Annotated in this window: 14 protein-coding genes; 12 read left to right on the forward strand and 2 right to left on the reverse strand. The window is 71.4% G+C overall.

The genetic code is table 11. The features are described from left to right. Positions 1 to 5 precede the first annotated feature (5 nt). From AC3RJ6_RS04485 to AC3RJ6_RS04525, 9 genes are all read left to right on the forward strand, one after another. Positions 6 to 1,148 carry an ABC transporter ATP-binding protein gene (locus AC3RJ6_RS04485; RefSeq protein WP_491425666.1) on the forward strand — a complete coding sequence of 381 codons (1,143 nt, stop codon included), beginning with the start codon at positions 6 to 8 and terminating at the stop codon, positions 1,146 to 1,148. A 101-nt stretch (positions 1,149 to 1,249) separates the two neighbouring features. Further along, positions 1,250 to 2,413: a hypothetical protein gene (locus AC3RJ6_RS04490; RefSeq protein ID WP_491425667.1), complete on the forward strand. Its 1,164-nt coding sequence runs from the start codon at positions 1,250 to 1,252 to the stop codon at positions 2,411 to 2,413. 24 nt (positions 2,414 to 2,437) lie between these two features. After that, entirely contained in the window at positions 2,438 to 4,318 is a 1,881-nt protein-coding gene (locus AC3RJ6_RS04495) for an ABC transporter permease (RefSeq protein ID WP_491425668.1), read from the forward strand. Positions 4,319 to 4,631: 313 nt separating this feature from the next. Next, positions 4,632 to 5,990 (forward strand): 4-aminobutyrate--2-oxoglutarate transaminase, encoded by a 1,359-nt coding sequence (gene gabT, locus AC3RJ6_RS04500; RefSeq protein WP_491425669.1) that lies wholly within the window; start codon positions 4,632 to 4,634, stop codon positions 5,988 to 5,990. Further along, complete coding sequence (locus tag AC3RJ6_RS04505; protein WP_491425670.1) at positions 5,987 to 7,285, forward strand: Glu/Leu/Phe/Val family dehydrogenase; 1,299 nt, start codon at positions 5,987 to 5,989, stop codon at positions 7,283 to 7,285. The genes gabT and AC3RJ6_RS04505 overlap by 4 nt, the downstream gene beginning before the upstream one ends. Positions 7,286 to 7,332: 47 nt before the next feature. After that, a complete protein-coding gene (locus tag AC3RJ6_RS04510) occupies positions 7,333 to 8,802 on the forward strand; it encodes an NAD-dependent succinate-semialdehyde dehydrogenase (protein WP_491425671.1) in 1,470 nt (489 codons plus the stop codon). A 74-nt stretch (positions 8,803 to 8,876) separates the two neighbouring features. Further along, positions 8,877 to 10,238: a flavin monoamine oxidase family protein gene (locus AC3RJ6_RS04515; RefSeq protein ID WP_491425672.1), complete on the forward strand. Its 1,362-nt coding sequence runs from the start codon at positions 8,877 to 8,879 to the stop codon at positions 10,236 to 10,238. A 108-nt stretch (positions 10,239 to 10,346) separates the two neighbouring features. After that, positions 10,347 to 11,222: a universal stress protein gene (locus AC3RJ6_RS04520; RefSeq protein ID WP_491425673.1), complete on the forward strand. Its 876-nt coding sequence runs from the start codon at positions 10,347 to 10,349 to the stop codon at positions 11,220 to 11,222. Between the two features lie 69 nt (positions 11,223 to 11,291). Further along, entirely contained in the window at positions 11,292 to 12,812 is a 1,521-nt protein-coding gene (locus AC3RJ6_RS04525; protein ID WP_491426228.1) for an APC family permease, read from the forward strand. 387 nt (positions 12,813 to 13,199) lie between these two features. On the opposite strand, the gene AC3RJ6_RS04530 is transcribed toward AC3RJ6_RS04525, so the two are convergent. Next, positions 13,200 to 14,837: an amidohydrolase gene (locus tag AC3RJ6_RS04530; protein ID WP_491425674.1), complete on the reverse strand. Its 1,638-nt coding sequence runs from the start codon at positions 14,835 to 14,837 to the stop codon at positions 13,200 to 13,202. Next, on the reverse strand, positions 14,834 to 16,129 hold the full coding sequence (locus AC3RJ6_RS04535) for an MFS transporter (protein WP_491425675.1): 1,296 nt from the start codon (positions 16,127 to 16,129) through the stop codon (positions 14,834 to 14,836). The genes AC3RJ6_RS04530 and AC3RJ6_RS04535 overlap by 4 nt, the downstream gene beginning before the upstream one ends. A gap of 196 nt (positions 16,130 to 16,325) precedes the next feature. On the opposite strand from AC3RJ6_RS04535, the gene AC3RJ6_RS04540 reads away from it, so the two are divergent. From AC3RJ6_RS04540 to AC3RJ6_RS04550, 3 genes are read left to right on the forward strand one after another with little or no spacing between them, the layout of a single operon-like run. Continuing rightward, a complete protein-coding gene (locus AC3RJ6_RS04540; protein ID WP_491425677.1) occupies positions 16,326 to 16,943 on the forward strand; it encodes a TetR/AcrR family transcriptional regulator in 618 nt (205 codons plus the stop codon). A gap of 42 nt (positions 16,944 to 16,985) precedes the next feature. Further along, entirely contained in the window at positions 16,986 to 17,432 is a 447-nt protein-coding gene (locus AC3RJ6_RS04545) for an FAS1-like dehydratase domain-containing protein (RefSeq protein ID WP_491425678.1), read from the forward strand. Continuing rightward, positions 17,432 to 17,857 (forward strand): MaoC family dehydratase, encoded by a 426-nt coding sequence (locus AC3RJ6_RS04550; RefSeq protein WP_491425679.1) that lies wholly within the window; start codon positions 17,432 to 17,434, stop codon positions 17,855 to 17,857. The genes AC3RJ6_RS04545 and AC3RJ6_RS04550 overlap by 1 nt, the downstream gene beginning before the upstream one ends.

The raw sequence follows: 17,857 nt of genomic DNA on the forward strand, positions 1-17,857 counted from the left end.
GGGTCATGGGCGCAGACAACGGAGGCGGCCTGCTCGTCGTCGACGGGCTCGAGAAGCAGTACTCGCTCGACGGCACCGAGGTGCCCGTCGTCAAGGGCGTGACGTTCACGATCGAACCCGGCAGGTTCTACTCGCTGCTCGGACCCTCGGGCTGCGGCAAGACGACCACCCTGCGCTGCGTCGCGGGACTCGAGACGAGCAACGGCGGTGCCATCTCGCTCGACGGCAAGGTGCTGTCGACGGCGACCTCGCACGTGTCGCCCGACAGGCGCGACATCGGCATGGTCTTCCAGAACTACGCGATCTGGCCGCACATGACCGTGTTCCAGAACGCGGTGTTCCCGCTGCAGGTGTCGAACGGCAGGCTGCCGAAGGCGGAGGCGCGCAAGCGTGCGATGGAAGCGCTCGAGCTCGTGCAGCTCGACGGGTTCGCGCACCGGCCGGCCACGGCGCTCTCGGGCGGCCAGCAGCAGCGGCTCGCGCTCGCCCGCGCGCTCGCGCACCGCCCCAAGCTGCTGCTGCTCGACGAGCCGCTGTCGAACCTCGACGCGAAGCTGCGCGACACCATGCGCAACGAGCTGCGCAACCTGCAGCAGCAGCTCGGCATCACGGCGCTCTACGTCACCCACGACCAGTCCGAGGCGCTGTCGATGTCGGACCGCGTCGCCGTCATGAACGGCGGCCGCATCGTGCAGGAGGCGACCCCGCGCGAGCTCTACTACCAGCCGGCCGACCGCTTCGTCGCCGACTTCGTCGGCAGGGTCAACATGATCGAAGCCGTCGTCCGTGAGCGTACGACGGGTGCGGATGCCTCGGCAGAGGCATCCGTCGAGGCCTTCGGCACTCGCCTCATCACCCCGTGCCCGTCGGGGCTCGGCACCGGTCGCGAGGTCACCGTCACGTTCCGCCCCGAGAGCGTGCGCTGGCACGAGACCGCGCCGGCCCGCCCGAACGTGCTGCCCGCCAGGGTCGTGCGGGTCGAGTTCCTCGGCGAGATCGTCGAGTACGAGGTCGAGGTGCTGAGCGCGGCGTCGGGCGCCGTCGTCGGCACGCTCGTCGGCCGGGGCGCCCCGCTCGACTCGCCGACCACGGGCAGCGACGTGTTCATCGAGCTCGCGCCGCACGCCTGCCGCGTGCTCGCCGACTAGGGGCCGCTTCCGAAGGCGTTCCTCCAGGACGTTCCACCCGCACCACCCGCTCCATCCGTCCCCCAACCCACGAGATCCACGTCAGAGAGGACACCCGGATCATGAAAGCAACCACAGCACGCGGCGGCGCCATCGCCCTCGCCGCGACGGGCATGCTGCTGCTCAGCTCGTGCAGCACCTCGTCGACCCCGCAGGCCATCGAACCGTCGGGCGACGCCGCGAAGGCGGGCGCCTGCGACGCCGTCGAGGTCGGCCCCGTCACCCGCTGCGAGAACTTCTACGAAGACATCTGGCCGGCGATCGACGAGCAGATGGACGCGCTCTACGAACAGGCCAAGGAGACCGACGGCGGCCGCCTCGTGATCTGGGACTGGTACGAGCTCTCGCCCGAGGTCATCGCCGAGTTCAACAAGAAGTACCCCGACCTCACGATCGAGACCCAGGGCCTCACGTACAACCTGTCGTCGGCCATCATCTCGGCGAAGGCCACCGGTGCGCGCAACACCGACGTCATCTCGGGCTCGATCGTCTCGGCCGCCGCGATGACCGACGAGGGCTACTGGGCCGACGTCGACTGGACGAAGTTCGGCGTGCCCGAGGAGTTCCTCGAGCTCGGCTCGACCGGCATGCTGCCCGACAGCATCAACGGCTCGCTCATGCAGGTCAACACCGACAAGATCGAGGCGCCGCCCACGCTCGACGGGCTGCTCGACCCGGAGTACGAGGGCAAGGTCTCGGTTGCGAGCTACAACGCCAACGTGTTCTCGGGCTACGGCATGGACAAGGGCGAGCAGGCGATGACCGACCTCATCGGCGAGCTCAAGTCGTCGGGCACGCTCAAGGTGCTCGAGGACCAGGACTCGCCCCTCTCGAACGGCGACGTGCCGATCGCGCTCGGCCAGACCCTGTTCAACCCGAACCCGAGCCTCACCGTGCAGCCCTACGAGGACGGCCCCGTGTTCGCGCAGTTCTCGGGCGTCAACGTCGACGCGAAGAACCAGGCCGGCGCCATGCTGTGGGTGCTCTGGAACGCGTACAACCCCGACTGGCTGCACCTGCGCATGACCGACGAGCAGTTCTCGACCACCCAGGTGCCCTACGCGGGCCTGCCGTCGACCGTCTTCGACGAGGCGACCGGCCTCATGAAGACGAACGCCGACGCACTGCTCGAGGGCCTCGACGGCACGACGAACATCGAGTCGCCCGACAACCGCGACGAGTGGATCGCGATGATCAACGCCGCCGACGCGGCACTGAACGGATAACGCATGTCGACGGCAGGACGGACCATGAAGGCCGAACGCACCCGGCCGACCACGATGAAGGTCGCGACGATGATCGCCGGAGCGGTGATCTTCCTCCTCCTCGCGATCCCGCTGGCCGTACAGGTGATCACGGCGTTCCGCGGTCCGTTCCTGCCGTTCGGCGTGTCGACCGCGAAGTGGTCGGCCGACAACTTCGTCACCCTCTGGGAGCTCCGCGAGGACTTCTGGGCGGTGCTCGGCTCGACGGCGGTCTTCGTCGGCGGGTCGACGATCATCTCGCTGCTGCTCGCGTTCGGGCTCGCCTGGGCGACGGTGCGCACCGACATCCCGTTCAAGCGGGTGATCTCGGTGCTCGTCGTGGTGCCGTTCATCATCCCGCCGATCGTGAAGGCGCAGGCCTACCAGCTCATGCTGTCGCCCGAGTCGGGCGTGCTGAACCAGCTGCTGCGGCTGCTGCCGGGCGACCTCGTGATCGACCCGTACTCGTTCGCGACGATGACGGTCGTGCAGTCGCTCACGAACGTGACCTTCCCGTTCCTCATGATCGTGCCGATCCTCACCTCGATGGACGGCTCGCTCGAGGAGTCGGCGCGGGTCTCGGGCGCCTCGTGGGGCAAGACGCTGCGCCGCGTGACCCTGCCGATGCTGTGGCCGGGCCTGCTCGGCGTCGCGGTGCTGACCGGCATCCTCGGGCTCGGCTCGCTCGAGATCCCGCTGCTGTTCGGCCAGGAGGCCGGCAAGAACATCTTCGCGCTGAAGCTCTGGAACCTCATCAGCGCCGGCGCCGGCGAGCTGCCGCAGTACGGCCTCGCCGCGGCCTGGGGCTGCGTGTTCCTCGTGATCACGACGATCGCGTTCGTCGTGTACCTGCGGGCGACCCGCAACGCCGAGCGTCGCGCGTCGATCTCGGGCAAGGGGTTCCGCCCCACGATCATGAAGCTCGGCGCGTGGAAGGCGCCCGTGCTCGTGCTCGTCGTCGTGTTCGTGCTGCTCACCGCGGTGCTGCCGATGTTCGCGCTGCTCTGGTCGGCGATCACGCCGTACCCGATCGCGTTCTCGTTCGAGGCGCTCGCCTCCCAGACGCGGTGGGGCGCGTTCGGCGAGGTGCTCGCCGACCCCGAGTTCTGGGCGTCGCTCGGCCGCACGCTCGTCATCGCGGGCGGCAGCGCGACGATCGCCGTGGGGGCGGCCACGGTGCTCGCGTACGGCATCGCCCGCAGCCGCCGCACCGGGTGGATGCGCGGCATGGACCTCTTCGCCTCGTCGTCGGTCGCCATCCCCGCCGTGATCGCGGGCTTCGCGATGTTCCTCACCTTCCTCGTGATCAACCCCGTGATCCCGCTCGCGGGCACGATCGTGGCGCTCATCATCGCCTACTCGTACCGGGTGTCGATCGCGTACCGCTCGGGCTACAGCGCGACGCTGCAGATCCGCACGGAGCTCGAGGAGGCGGCGCTCGTGAGCGGTGCGAGCCCGCTCGAGGGGTTCCGCCGGGTCGTCGTGCCGCTCCTCATGCCGACGGTGTTCGCGGTGTGGATCCAGATGTTCATCCTCGGCACGAACGAGTTCACACTGCCCGCGTTCCTCGCGACGCCTGAGTCGCGCCCGCTCTCGGTGTACATGTACGCGATGATCAGCCCCCGGTCGGCGCAGCTCTACCAGCCCGACCAGGGTGCGGCGATGGCGCTCATCTTCACCCTGCTCGTCTTCGTGATCGGCTACGGACTGCAGTGGGCCGTCTCGCTGCGCGCGATCGGCCGCGCGAGGCGCCGCCCGGCGATCCCCGGGCTCGGCACGCGGGCCACCACGGCCGTGCCGAACGACCCGCCGGCGCCCGCGACCCGTGCGGTCGCCGCCCAGGACCTCGAGGACCAGCAGCGAGAGCTCGCCGCCGTGGCCGAGTAGCGACGACCCCGGTGGTCGAGTAGCGACGAAGGAGCGTATCGAGACCCGATCGAGAGTGCACTCGTGGCCCCGTCAAGGGGCGATGAGTGCACTCTCGACGTTCATGGGGCGGATGCCTCGGGGTGAGGCCGCTCGTGGGCGGGGTCTCGAGACGCGTGCTCCTTCGTCGCTCGCTCCTCGACCACCGGGGGCGCGCTTGTACGTGGCGGCGAAGAAGGTGCCCCTTGGTGTACACGCGGGCGCTGAGGCATCCATGTTCGCCGACCTACCATCGACGCAACACGCCACCGTCGTCACTTGCATCGGAGCAGACATGACCCTCGTCGACACCCCGGCCACCACGACCGGAGGCCCCGCCCTCACCCAGGAGCGCCGCCTCGTCACCGCCATCCCCGGACCCCGCTCGCAGGAGCTGATGAGCCGCAAGGCCGCGGCCGTTGCCGCCGGCGTGGGCCACACCCTGCCGATCTCGGTCGTCGCCGCGGGCGGCGGCGTCGTCGTCGACGCCGACGGCAACTCGCTCATCGACCTCGGCTCGGGCATCGCCGTCACCGGCGTCGGCAACTCGGCCCCGCGCGTCGTCGACGCGGTCGCCGCGCAGCTCAACGCCTTCACGCACACGTGCTTCACCGTCTCGCCGTACGAGGGCTACGTCGCCGTCGCCGAGAAGCTCAACGAGCTCACCCCGGGCGACCACGAGAAGCGCTCGGCCCTCTTCAACTCGGGCGCCGAGGCCGTCGAGAACGCGATCAAGATCGCGCGCCACTACACGAAGAAGCAGGCCGTCGTCGCCTTCGACCACGCCTACCACGGCCGCACGAACCTCACCATGGGGCTCACCGCGAAGAACATCCCGTACAAGAGCGGCTTCGGCCCGTTCGCCCCCGAGGTGTACCGCGCCCCCCTCAGCTACCCCTTCCGCGACGGCGGCCTCGACGGCCGTGAGGCCGCGGCCCGCGCGATCCTCCAGATCGAGAAGCAGGTCGGCGTCGAGAACCTCGCCGCGATCATCATCGAGCCCATCCAGGGCGAGGGCGGCTTCATCGTCCCGGCGAACGGCTTCCTCGCCGCGCTCGTCGAGTGGGCGAACGAGAACGGCGTCGTCTTCATCGCCGACGAGGTGCAGACGGGCTTCGCCCGCACGGGCGCCTGGTTCGCGAGCGAGCACGAGGGCATCGTGCCCGACGTGATCGTCACCGCCAAGGGCATCGCCGGCGGCCTGCCGCTGTCGGCCGTCACCGGTCGCGCCGAGATCATGGACTCCGCCATGGCCGGCGGCCTCGGCGGCACCTACGCGGGCTCGCCCATCGCCTGCGCCGCCGCGCTCGCGACGATCGAGACCTACGAGGCCGACGGCCTCGTCGAGCGCGCCAAGGAGATCGGCTCGGTGCTCATCGGCCGCCTCAACGCGCTGCGCACGGCCGACCCGCGCATCGGCGACGTCCGCGGTCGCGGCGCCATGGTCGCGATCGAGCTCGTCGACCCCGCCACCGGCGCCCCCGACGCCGCGCTCACCAACAAGGTCGCGAAGTTCGCGCACGAGCAGGGCGTCATCCTGCTGACGTGCGGCACCTACGGCAACGTGATCCGCTTCCTGCCGCCGCTCACCATCTCCGACGAGCTCCTCGTCGAGGGCCTCGGCGTCGTCGCGGAAGGCCTCAAGCAGGCATGAGCATCGTCATCGACAACGCCGTCGCCCCTGCCGCCCACGCAGCATCCGCCCCCATCGCCACCCCGCTGACCGACGCGCGCTCGCAGCTGGCCGAGGCCATCGCGCTGCTCGGCTACTCGGAGGGCACGCACCAGATGCTCGCGACCCCGCGTCGCGAGCTCACGGTGAGCGTGCCCCTGCGCCGCGACTCGGGCGAGACCGTGCTCTTCACGGGCTACCGCGTGCAGCACAACTTCAGCCGCGGCCCCGCGAAGGGCGGCCTGCGCTACGCGCCGAACGTCGACATCGACGAGGTGCGCGCGCTCGCCATGTGGATGACCTGGAAGTGCGCCCTGCTCGACGTGCCGTACGGCGGCGCGAAGGGCGGCATCGCGATCGACCCCCGCGAGCACTCCAAGGCCGAGCTCGAGCGCGTGACCCGTCGCTACACGAGCGAGATCCTGCCGATCATCGGCCCGGAGCGCGACATCCCCGCGCCCGACATCGGCACCGACGAGCAGACGATGGCCTGGATCATGGACACCTACTCCGTGAACAGCGGCTTCACGGTGCCCGGCATCGTGACCGGCAAGCCCATCGCGCTCGGTGGTTCCCAGGGGCGCGCGAGCGCGACCAGCCGTGGTGTCACGCACATCGCGCTCGCCGCCCTCCGCCACGCCGGCATCACGCCCTCGCAGGCGACCGGTGCCGTGCAGGGCTTCGGCAAGGTGGGCGCCGACGCGGCGCGCTTCCTCGCCGAGGCCGGCGTCAAGGTGCAGGCCGTCAGCGACCAGTACGGCGCGGTCTTCAACGCCGCGGGCCTCGACATCGAGGCGCTCAGCGCCCACGTGCGCGAGACCGGCGCGGTCGTCGGCTTCGCCGGCGCCGAGGCGCTCGACGGTGCGGCCCTGCTGCAGCTCGAGGTCGACCTGCTCGTGCCCGCGGCCGTCGAGGGCGTGCTGCACGAGGGCAACGCGGCCGACGTCAAGGCGAAGGTCATCGTCGAGGGCGCGAACGGCCCGACCACCCCCGCGGCCGACCGCATCATGCGCGAGCGCGGCATCCTCGTCGTCCCCGACATCCTCGCGAACGCGGGCGGCGTCATCGTCTCGTACTTCGAGTGGGTGCAGGCCAACCAGGCGTACTGGTGGCGCGTCGACGAGGTCGAGGCCAGACTGGAAGAGCGGATGCTCAGCGCGTGGCAGCACGTGCTCGGCTACGCGACCTCGCGGGGTCTGTCGCTTCGCACCGCCGCCACCGCACTCGCGGTCGAGCGCGTCGCCGAAGCGCACAAGCTGCGCGGCCTCTACCCCTGATCGATGCGTCGCCCACGCCACGCAATCATCGAACGGAAAGCACATACATGACGAACGCAACGCTCGAAGCCACGGTGCTCGACAAGGTCGAGGCCCGGCTGTTCATCGGCGGCGAGTGGGTCGAGGCCGAGGGCGGCAAGACCCTCGCGGTCGCCGACCCCGCCACCGGCGACACCATCAAGGAGATCGCAGACGCCTCGGTCGCCGACGGCAAGAAGGCGCTCGACGCCGCCGTCGCCGCGCAGGACGCGTGGGCGGCGACCGCCCCGCGCGAGCGCGGCGAGCTGCTGCGCCGCGCCTTCGACACGCTCATGGCGCGCAAGGAGGAGTTCGCCCTCCTCATGACGCTCGAGATGGGCAAGCCGCTCGCCGAGGCGCGCGGCGAGGTCGCCTACGGCGGCGAGTTCCTCCGCTGGTTCAGCGAGGAGGCCGTGCGCATCTCGGGCCGCTACGGCCTGAACCCCGAGGGCACCGGCCGCATGGTCGTGTCGCAGCGCCCGGTCGGCCCGTCGTTCTTCATCACGCCGTGGAACTTCCCGCTCGCCATGGCGACCCGCAAGATCGCGCCCGCGCTCGCGGCCGGCTGCACCGTCGTGATCAAGCCCCCGGCCCTCACGCCGCTCACGACCATCGCGTTCGTGCAGCTGCTCGAGGAGGTGGGCCTCCCCAAGGGCGTCGTCAACGTCATCGCGACGTCGACGTCGTCGAAGGTCTCGGGCCCGATCATCGCCGACCCGCGCCTGCGCAAGCTGAGCTTCACGGGCTCGACCGAGGTCGGCCGCAGCCTCATGAAGGAGGCCGCCCAGGGCATCCTCCGCACGTCGATGGAGCTCGGCGGCAACGCCCCCTTCGTCGTCTTCGAGGACGCCGACCTCGACAAGGCGGTCGACGGCGCGATGCTCGCGAAGTTCCGCAACATCGGCCAGGCCTGCACGGCGGCCAACCGCTTCATCGTGCACGAGGCGGTCGCCGCCGAGTTCTCGAAGCGCGTCGCCGAGCGCGTCGCCGGGTTCTCGGTCGGCCGCGGCACCGAAGACGGGGTCAACATCGGCCCGCTCATCGACGACAAGGCGGTCGCCTCGACCGACGAGCTCGTGCAGGACGCGGTCGGCAAGGGCGCGAAGATCCTCACGGGCGGCACCGTCATCGACGGTGCGGGCTCGTTCTACGCGCCGACCGTGCTCGGCGACGTGTCGGCCGACGCACGCCTGCTCCGCGAAGAGATCTTCGGACCGGTGCTCGGCATCACCACGTTCTCGACCGAGGACGAGGCGGTCGAGCTCGCCAACAACACCGAGTACGGCCTCGTGTCGTACGTGTTCACGCAGGACCTCGCGCGCGGCCACCGCATGATCGACCGCCTCGCGACCGGCATGATGGGCCTCAACACGGGCCTCGTGTCGAACGCGGCCGCCCCCTTCGGCGGCATCAAGCAGTCGGGCATCGGCCGCGAGGGCGGCTTCGAGGGCATCCACGAGTACCTCGACACCAAGTACACGCTCATCCCGGTGGGCTGAGCGACGAGGGCGGATGCCGCGGCTCGAGCTGCGGCATCCGCCTTCGTCATTTTCGCAAGCAAGAGAGAAGCATCATGGAACGCATCGATACCGACGTCGTCATCGTGGGCGCCGGCGCATCAGGCCTCACGGCCGCGAACAAGCTCAAGGAAGCCGGCAAGTCGGTCGTCGTGCTCGAGGCGCGCGACCGCATCGGCGGCCGCCTCTGGACCGACGACATCGACGGCGCCATGCTCGAGATCGGCGGCCAGTGGGTCTCGCCCGACCAGGACGCCCTGATCGAGACGATCGCCGAGCTCGGCCTCGAGACGTACTCGCGCTACCGCGAGGGCAAGAACGTCTACATCGCGGAGGACGGCGAGCGCCGTCTCTTCGAGGGCGAGATCTTCCCCGTGCCCGCGAAGACCGAGGGCGAGATCGTCGGCCTCATCGAGAAGCTCGACGAGCTCGTCGCCGAGATCGACCCCGACGCGCCGTGGGGCCACCCGCGCGCCAAGGAGCTCGACGAGATCTCGTTCGCCGAGTGGCTCGGCACCCAGACCGACGACGAGGAGGCCAAGCTCAACATCGGCATGTTCATCGCCGGTGCGATGCTCACGAAGCCGACCCACGCGTTCTCGGCACTGCAGGCCCTGCTCATGGCGGCCTCGGCCGGCTCGTTCTCGCACCTCGTCGACGCCGACTTCATCCTCGACAAGCGCGTCATCGGCGGCCTGCAGCAGGTGCCGCTCGGCCTCGCGGCGAAGCTCGGCGACGCCGTGCGCCTGAACCAGCCGGTGCGCACCATCCGCTGGAACCCGGAGCACCCCGAGCAGGGCGTCACCGCCGTGACCGAGTCGCTCGAGGTGCACGCGCAGCGCGTCATCCTCGCCGTGCCGCCGATCCTCTACAGCCGCATCTCGTACGAGCCGCCGCTGCCCCGCCGCCAGCACCAGCTGCACCAGCACCTCTCGATGGGCTTCGTCATCAAGGTGCACGCCGTCTACGAGACGCCGTTCTGGCGCGAGCAGGGCCTGTCGGGCACCGCGTTCAGCCCCTACGAGCTCTCGCACGAGGCGTACGACAACACGAACCACGGCGACACTCGCGGCACGCTCGTCGGCTTCGTCTCCGACGAGGAGGCCGACGGCGTCTTCGCCCTCCCGGCCGAGGAGCGCAAGGCCAAGATCCTCGAGTCGCTCTCGCACTACTACGGGCCCGAGGCCCTGAACCCCGTCGTCTACTACGAGAGCGACTGGGGCAGCGAGGAGTGGACCCGCGGCGCGTACGCGGCGAGCTTCGACATGGGCGGCCTCGCCCGCTACGGCGCCGACCTGCGCAAGAACGTCGGCCCGATCCACTTCGCGTGCTCCGACATGGCCGGCAAGGGCTACCAGCACGTCGACGGCGCGATCCGCATGGGCCGCCTCGTCGCCGAGCAGATCCTCTCGGCCTGAGCCGACCCGGCCGAGCCCCACGTGGCCTGAGCCGACTCGCCCGCGCTCCGGGGCCGTGAGGCCCCGGAGCGCAGCACCACCCAGCACCACCGAGCGGAGAACGCGAGCATGACCGAACCCCTGCGCATCGTCGTGGGCTACACCGCCGACGACTCGGGAGCCGACGCACTCGCGCTCGGCGCCCGCATCGCCCGGGCGACCGAGGCGTTCCTCGAGGTCGTCATGGTGCTGCCCATCGAGGCCCGAGGCGGCGTCGTGCCGCGCGACCCCGGCTACGAGCGCCACGTCAAGGCGCGCTCGCAGGGCTGGCTCGCCGACGCGAGCGCGAAGCTCGACGACGACGTCGCCCAGTCGCTGCACATCCGCTACGCCGATTCGTTCGCCGAGGGGCTCCTGGCCGCGGCGCACGAGTTCGGCGCGGCGCTCATCGTCGTCGGCGCCGCCCGCGGGGGCCTCCTCGGCCGTTCGCGCATCGGCTCGGTCGCGAGCGCCCTGCTGCACTCCTCCGACGTGCCCGTCGCGCTCGCCCCGGCGGGATCGCGCGAGGTGCCGACCGCGCGGGGCATCACCCGCATCACGGCGGCGATCGGCCTGCGCGCCGGGGCGAGCGCCGTGCTCGAGGCATCCGTGCGCCTCGGCCGCGCCGCCCACGCACCGCTGCGCCTCGTGTCGCTCGTGCCGATCGACCTGCCCTCGGGCATGGACGAGGAGCTCGCCGACCTCACGTCGACCGCCCACGCCGAGGAGGTGCTGCTCGCCGCCCAGCGGGCGCTGCCGTCGGGGGTCGACGCCACCGTCTCCACCGCGACGGGCTCGAGCATCGAGGAATCGGTGCGCGCGCTCGAGTGGCACGCCGGCGAGATCGTGCTCGTCGGCTCCTCCAGGCTCGCCACCCCGAGCCGCCTCTTCCTCGGGTCCACCGGCTCGAAGATGCTCCGCGAACTGCCGGTGCCGATGATCGTCGTGCCGCGCCCGACCGACTGAAAGACTGCGATGACGCACCCCCACGAACACCACACCGAGCCGCACGCGCCGCTCACGACCGCGAGCGCGATGGTCGACGGCGCCGACCCCGGTCTCTCGAAGAAGGGCCTGTCGGCGGGTTCGGTCGGCCTCATCGGCGCAATCGTCATCGGCATCTCGTGCATCGCCCCGGCGTACACGCTGACGGGCGCGCTCGGCCCGACCGTCGCCGAGGTCGGCACGCAGCTGCCCGCGATCTTCCTGCTCGGGTTCATCCCGATGCTGCTCGTGGCGTTCGGCTACCGCGAGCTCAACAGCGCGATGCCCGACTCGGGCACGTCGTTCACGTGGGCGACGCGCGCGTTCGGCCCGTGGCTCGGCTGGATGGGCGGCTGGGGCCTCATCGCGGCCACCGTCGTCGTGCTCTCGAACCTCGCGGGCATCGCGGTCGAGTTCTTCTACCTCGCGGTCTCGCAGGTCGTCGGCTTCTTCGGCGGGGATGCCGCGGCCGTCGCCGATCTCGTCGGCAACCCGTTCGTCAACGTCGCGACCTGCCTCGTCTTCATCGTCGGCGCGACCCTCATCTCCTACCGCGACATGCAGACGACGCAGAAGGTGCAGTACTGGCTCGTCGGCTTCCAGCTGCTCGTCATGATCGGGTTCGGCGTCGCCGCGTTCTGGCACGTCGCGAACGGCACCGCGTTCGACGCGACGCCCGTCGAGCTCAGCTGGTTCAACCCGTTCGAGGTCGGCTCGTTCTCGGCGGTCGTCGCGGGCCTGTCGGTCTCGCTCTTCGTGTTCTGGGGCTGGGACGTCACGCTCACGATGAACGAGGAGACGAAGGGCTCGCGCACGACCCCCGGCAAGGCGGCGACCCTGACCGTCACGATCGTCGTCGCGATCTACCTCTTCGTCGCGATGGGCTCGCTCGCGTTCGCGGGCGTCGGCACCGAGGGCGTCGGCCTCGGCAACGAGGCGATCCAGGAGAACGCGTTCTTCTACCTCGCGGGCCCCGTGCTCGGCCCGCTCGCGATCTTCATGTCGCTCGCCGTGCTGTCGAGCTCGGCGGCGTCGCTGCAGTCGACCTTCGTGTCGCCCGCGCGCACGCTGCTCGCGATGGGCCACTACGGCGCGCTGCCCGAGAAGTTCGCCCGCGTGAACCCGCGGTTCTTCACGCCCGGCTACGCGACCGTCGTCGCGGCGATCGTCGCGGCCGTCTTCTACACGGTCATGCGCTTCGTGAGCGAGGACGTGCTGTGGGACACCATCACGACCCTCGGCATGATGATCTGCTTCTACTACGGCATCACGGCGTTCGCGTGCGTGTGGTTCTTCCGCAAGACGCTGTTCTCGAGCGCGCGCAACGTGTTCTTCCGGTTCCTCGCGCCGCTCATCGGCGGCACGATCCTCGCGGTGCTGTTCTTCACGACGCTCATCGACAGCATGGACCCCGACTACGGCTCGGGCTCGGAGGTCTTCGGCGTCGGCCTCGTGTTCGTGCTCGGCATGGTGATCCTGCTCTCGGGCGTCGCCATCATGTTCTGGCAGCGCTGGAAGCGCCCGGCCTACTTCCGCGGCGAGACGCTCTCGCGCGCGGTGGCGGAGGACTGACGAGACTCGCCCTCGAGTCGGTTCCTCCGAACGCAACGACGAGGCCGCCCCCTGCGACACCAGGGGGCGGCCTCGTTCTGTCGGTACCTCCGCCGGTCGAGTAGCGCGCGACGAAGGCGGTGGGTTGAGGAGGCGCGCCAGCGCCGTCTCGAAACCAGCACGCGTATCGAGGCCGGACCCGGAACGAGCGACCTCGCCCGAGCGACGCCCGCCTGTCAGGGCGCGATTCGGCCCGGGAGCCTCCCGAACGAGCTATGCCAGTTCCGCCTCACGATGAGGCGGAACTGGCATTGCTTCGAAGCGATCGCCTCGCCCGGCGGCCCGCCGTTGGATGACGGACCCCGCTGGTCGAGCGGTCGCGGCGACGTCGAGCTCGCAGTGGAGCGACTACCCCTCGTACGCGGTGCGCCCCGCGACCACCGTGCGCACGACGCGGGCGTCGAGCAGCGCGGCGTCGCCCGCCTCGAACGGATCGACGTCGAGCACGGCGAAGTCGGCGGCGAGCCCGGCCGCGAGCCGCCCGCGCACGTCCTCCTCGCGGATCGACGCCGCCGCATCGCGGGTCGCGTGGCCGAGCGCCTCGGCGAGCGGCAGCGCGAACTCGGGCGCGTAGGCCGGCAGCGACGGGTCGAGCGCCGACTTGCGGGTCGTCGCGATGTAGAGGTTCGGCAGCGAGAGGTGCGGCGCGGTCGGCGCGTCGGTCGAGAACGCGAGCAGGGCTCCGGCGTCGCGGTACTCGGGCCACGCGAAGCCGCGTTCGACGCGGTCGTCGCCGAGCTGCGCGATCCAGTTGTCGATGATCGACGGGTCGCAGTGCACGGGCTGCATCGACGCCGTCACGCCGAGTCGCGCCATCCGCTCGGCGGTGCCGGGAGCGGCGTACTCGAGGTGCTCGACCCGGTGGCGGCGCGGGCGGTCGGCGGGGCGCTCGCCGTTGACCTCGATCGCGTGCTCGATCGCGTCGAGCGCCGACGAGCTCGCGGCATCCCCGATCGCGTGCAGCGCGACCTGGAGGCCCGCGGCGTCGGCCGCGGCGACCACGGGTGCCATCTGCTCGAACGGCCAGATCGGGTCGGCGTTCGTGCCGTCGGCGTAGGGCGCCCGCATCGCCGCGGTGCACGCGTCGATGACGCCGTCGGTGATGAGCTTGATGCCGGCGACGCGCAGCCATGGCGTGCCGCCGCCCTGCGCGAGCTCGACGGCGCGGGCGACCTGCGCGAGGTTCTTCGCGTCGTCGCCCGTGTTGTCGATGAGCCAGTACGCCACGAGGTGGAACGGCAGGCCGCCGCGGCGCGCGACGACCCGCTCGAACGACTCGAGCTCGCGCTCGCCGAACGCCATGTCGGCCGCGCCCGTGACGCCCGTTGCGAGGTAGGCGTCGAGCGCGCGCTCGACGGCGGCGTCGCGGTCGGCGTCGGTCGCGACCTCGGCGAGGTGCGTCCACACGTAGTACTGCGAGGCGGTCTCGTAGAGCATGCCGTCGGGTTCGCCGTCGGCGTCGCGGCGGATGCGGCCGCCGAGCGGGTCGGGGGTGTCGCGCGTGATGCCGAGCAGGGCGAGCGCCGCGCTGTTGACCCAGGTCGAGTGCAGGTCGTTCGCGTCGAGGAAGACGGGCACGTCGTCGACGACCTCGTCGATCATCTGCCGGGTCGGCGAGCCGCCCGGCACCGAGTCGAACAGCCACGAGACGCCGAGCACGCGCGGGGCGTCGGGCGCGGCATCCCGCGCCGCCCGCAGGCGGGCCTGGATCTCGCCGAGGTCGCGTGCGTCGCGCAGCTGCACCCGGCCGAGCGCGTCGCCGAGCATGTGCAGGTGGGTGTGCACGTCGAGGAACCCGGGCACGACGAGCCGGCCGCCGAGGTCGAGCACCTCGGCATCGGCGCCGGCGGCCGCCGCGGCGGCCCCGGCGTCGCCGACGAAGGCGAGCGTCTCGCCGTCGACGACGAGGGCCTCGGCCCACTCGGCGCCGTCGCCGGGCCGGTTCGCGGTGAAGATGCGGGCGTTGGTGACGAGCGTGCGGCTCACGCGGTGACCTCCTGGGTCGGGGTGGATGCCTCGGGGCGTGCCCCGGCCGACGGGACGGCCTCTGCACGTTGGAGGCGGGTGGACAGTCGGGCGACGAGCACCGCCGGGACGGCGAGCACGAAGCTCGCGATGCCGAGCGCGACGGCGAAGCCCTGGTAGCCGAGCGCGGCGACGAGCGCCGCGCCGATCACGGGGGTGAGGCTCGAGCCGACGAGGTAGACGGCGAGCAGCGGGCCCGACCAGCGGCCGTCGGCGTCGAGAGCCGCCGAGGTCGAGACGAAGTACATGAAGGCGAGGGCGTAGACGGTGTTCCACGCGATGAACACGACGATGAACGAGGTCTCGTCGGTCGTGAAGCCCTCCACGATCTTCAGGATGCCACCGAGTGCGAGCAGGACGCCGAGCGGCAGCGCGCGCCCGAAGCGGTCGCCGACGATCATGAGCAGCACCGAGCCGATGAGTCCGCCCGCGGTCGCGCCGCTGAGCGCGAGGCCGAGGCCCTCGGGGGTGAGCCCGGCCTGCTCGGCGCCCATGGCACCCGCCATCGCCCAGAGCGAGTCCTCGCTCGCGGCCCACAGCGCAAACGTCACGAGCAGCGCGAAGCCCGCGATCGTGACGAGCCTCGTGGTCGCGGGGCTGCGCTCGGGCACCGCGCGCACGACGCCGGTCGGCGGCACCTCGACGGGCACGGCCTCTGCGACGGCCGCGCCGGCCTGCGGCGCGTGCACGGGGGCGGCCGGCAGCCAACCGCTCACGGCGATGCCGATGAGGCTGAAGAGCGCGAGCGCGCCGAACACGTCGATCGGGGCGAGCCCGACGAGCGGGATCGCGAAGAGCACGATCGTGATGACGCCGCGGTTCGCGAGTCCGTTGAAGCCCGCGACCCGGTCGGGGTTGCGGAAGGCCGCGAGCGCGGCGCCGGCCGCCGCGACCGCGCCGCCCGCGCCGGCACCGCCGACGAGCAGCCCGCCGACGACGACGCCGGGCTCGGGCACGAACGCGGCGGCGCCGAAGCCGACGACGCCGAGCGCGAGTCCGGCGCGCGCCACGAGCAGGCGGCGGGGGCCGGCGCAGAGCGGCGCCGCGGCGAGGCCGACGATCGCGGTCGCGAGCAGGGCGCCCGTGACGATCCAGCTCGCGGTGAGCAGGTCGGCGCCGAGCGCCGTCTGCAGGGCCGTGATCATGTACGGCGAGAGGTTGACGCCGAGGTAGCCGGCGATGGCGATCGCGAAGGTCGCGGTCGCGGTGGGCAGGCGCAGCGGGACGCGTGCGCTGAGGTCGGAGTGCGACATCGGGGCTCCGGTGGGTGATCGGGGCACATCGGCGTGCCGTGGCTGACGCGGCGGGGGAGCCGCATTAAATGAATGGTGTTCGTTTATTATCCACGGGGTCGTCTCATCCGCAACCCCCGGCCCCGCGGCATCCGCGTAGGCTGACCTGATCGCCCGATGCCGTTCGATCGCGAACGGACGAGCCGAGGAGGAGCGCATGGCGAGGCCCAAGGTGCCCCTGCTGTCGACCGAGCGCATCGCCGACGCCGCGATCGACCTCGTCGACTCGGGCGCGCCGTTCGGCGTCAACGCCCTCGCCCGCAGCCTCGGCGTGACCCCGTCGTCGCTCTACAACCACGTCGACGGACGCGACGGCATCATCGAGCTCATGCGCGGCCGGCTCGTCGAGCGCCACCTCGCCGACCTGCCGGGCGGCCCCTGGGACGCGGCCATCGCCGAGGCCATGCGCGCGCAGCGCCGCATGTACGCCGAGCACCCGCTGCTCGTGCCGCTCATCGTCGGCAAGACGATCACGCACCCGCGGGTCATCGTGAGCTACGACCAGATCGCGACCGTGCTCGTCGACGCCGGGTTCCCCGACGACGAGGTGCTCATGGTCGTCGCGATCCTCGACTCGTTCGCGATCGGCTTCGGCCTCGACCTCGCGGCGCCCGACGACATCTGGCAGCCCGGCGAGACGGCGACCCGGTCGCTCGGCCGGCTCCTCGCCGACGCCGAGCACGGCGCCGCGCGCAGCGACCGGGCCTTCGAGGTCGGCCTCGAGCTCGTGCTCGACGCGCTGCGGCTGCGCCTGGCCCGGCTGCAGGGCGACTGACCGGTCGGCCGAACCGCAGATGCCGCCGAATAGACTGTCGGGGTGTCTGTGAACCCCGAGCTGCAGGGGCGGGTCTTCCCGTCCACCGAGCCGTACCTCGTCGGTCGTGAGAAGGTGCGCGAGTTCGCCCGCGCCGTGTTCGCCACGAACCCGATCAACCTCGACCCCGAGGCCGCGCGCGCCGCGGGCCACGCCGACGTGGTCGCCCCGCCGACCTTCGCGGTCGTCGTGCAGGAGCACACGCTCGCGCAGCTGCTCGCCGACCCCGACGCGGGCATCGACTTCTCGCGCGTCGTGCACGGCGACCAGCGCTTCACGTCGTCGCGCGCGATCGTCGCGGGCGACCTGCTCACGGCCACCCTCACCGTCTCGAGCGTGAAGACGCTCGGCGCCCACTCGATGGTCACGGCCGAGTCGGTCGTCACCGACGAGGGCGGCGCCCACGTCGTCACCGCGATCTCGACGCTCGTCATCCGAGGAGAAGACTGATGCCGACCCCCGACCTCGCCTCCCTCGCCGTCGGCGACGTCGTCGCCGAGCGCACCTTCTCGCTCACGCGCGACTCGCTCGTGCGCTACGCCGGCGCCTCGGGCGACTTCAACCCGATCCACTACCGCGACGACGTCGCCGCGTCGGTCGGCCTGCCGGGCGTGCTCGCCCACGGCATGCTCACGATGGGCTTCGCCGTGCAGCCCGTCGTCGACTGGGTGGGCGACCCCGCCCGCGTCACCGACTACCAGGTGCGCTTCACGCGTCCCGTCGTCGTCGATCCCGAGCAGGGCGCGGAGGTGTCGGTCGTCGCGAAGGTCGGCCAGCTCGACGCCGACGCGTCCGAGGCCCGCATCGACCTCACCGTGTCGTTCGACGGCGCGACCGTGCTCGGCAAGGCGCAGGTGCGCGTCGCGCTCGGCTGA

Source organism: Agromyces cucurbitae (assembly GCF_058349945.1).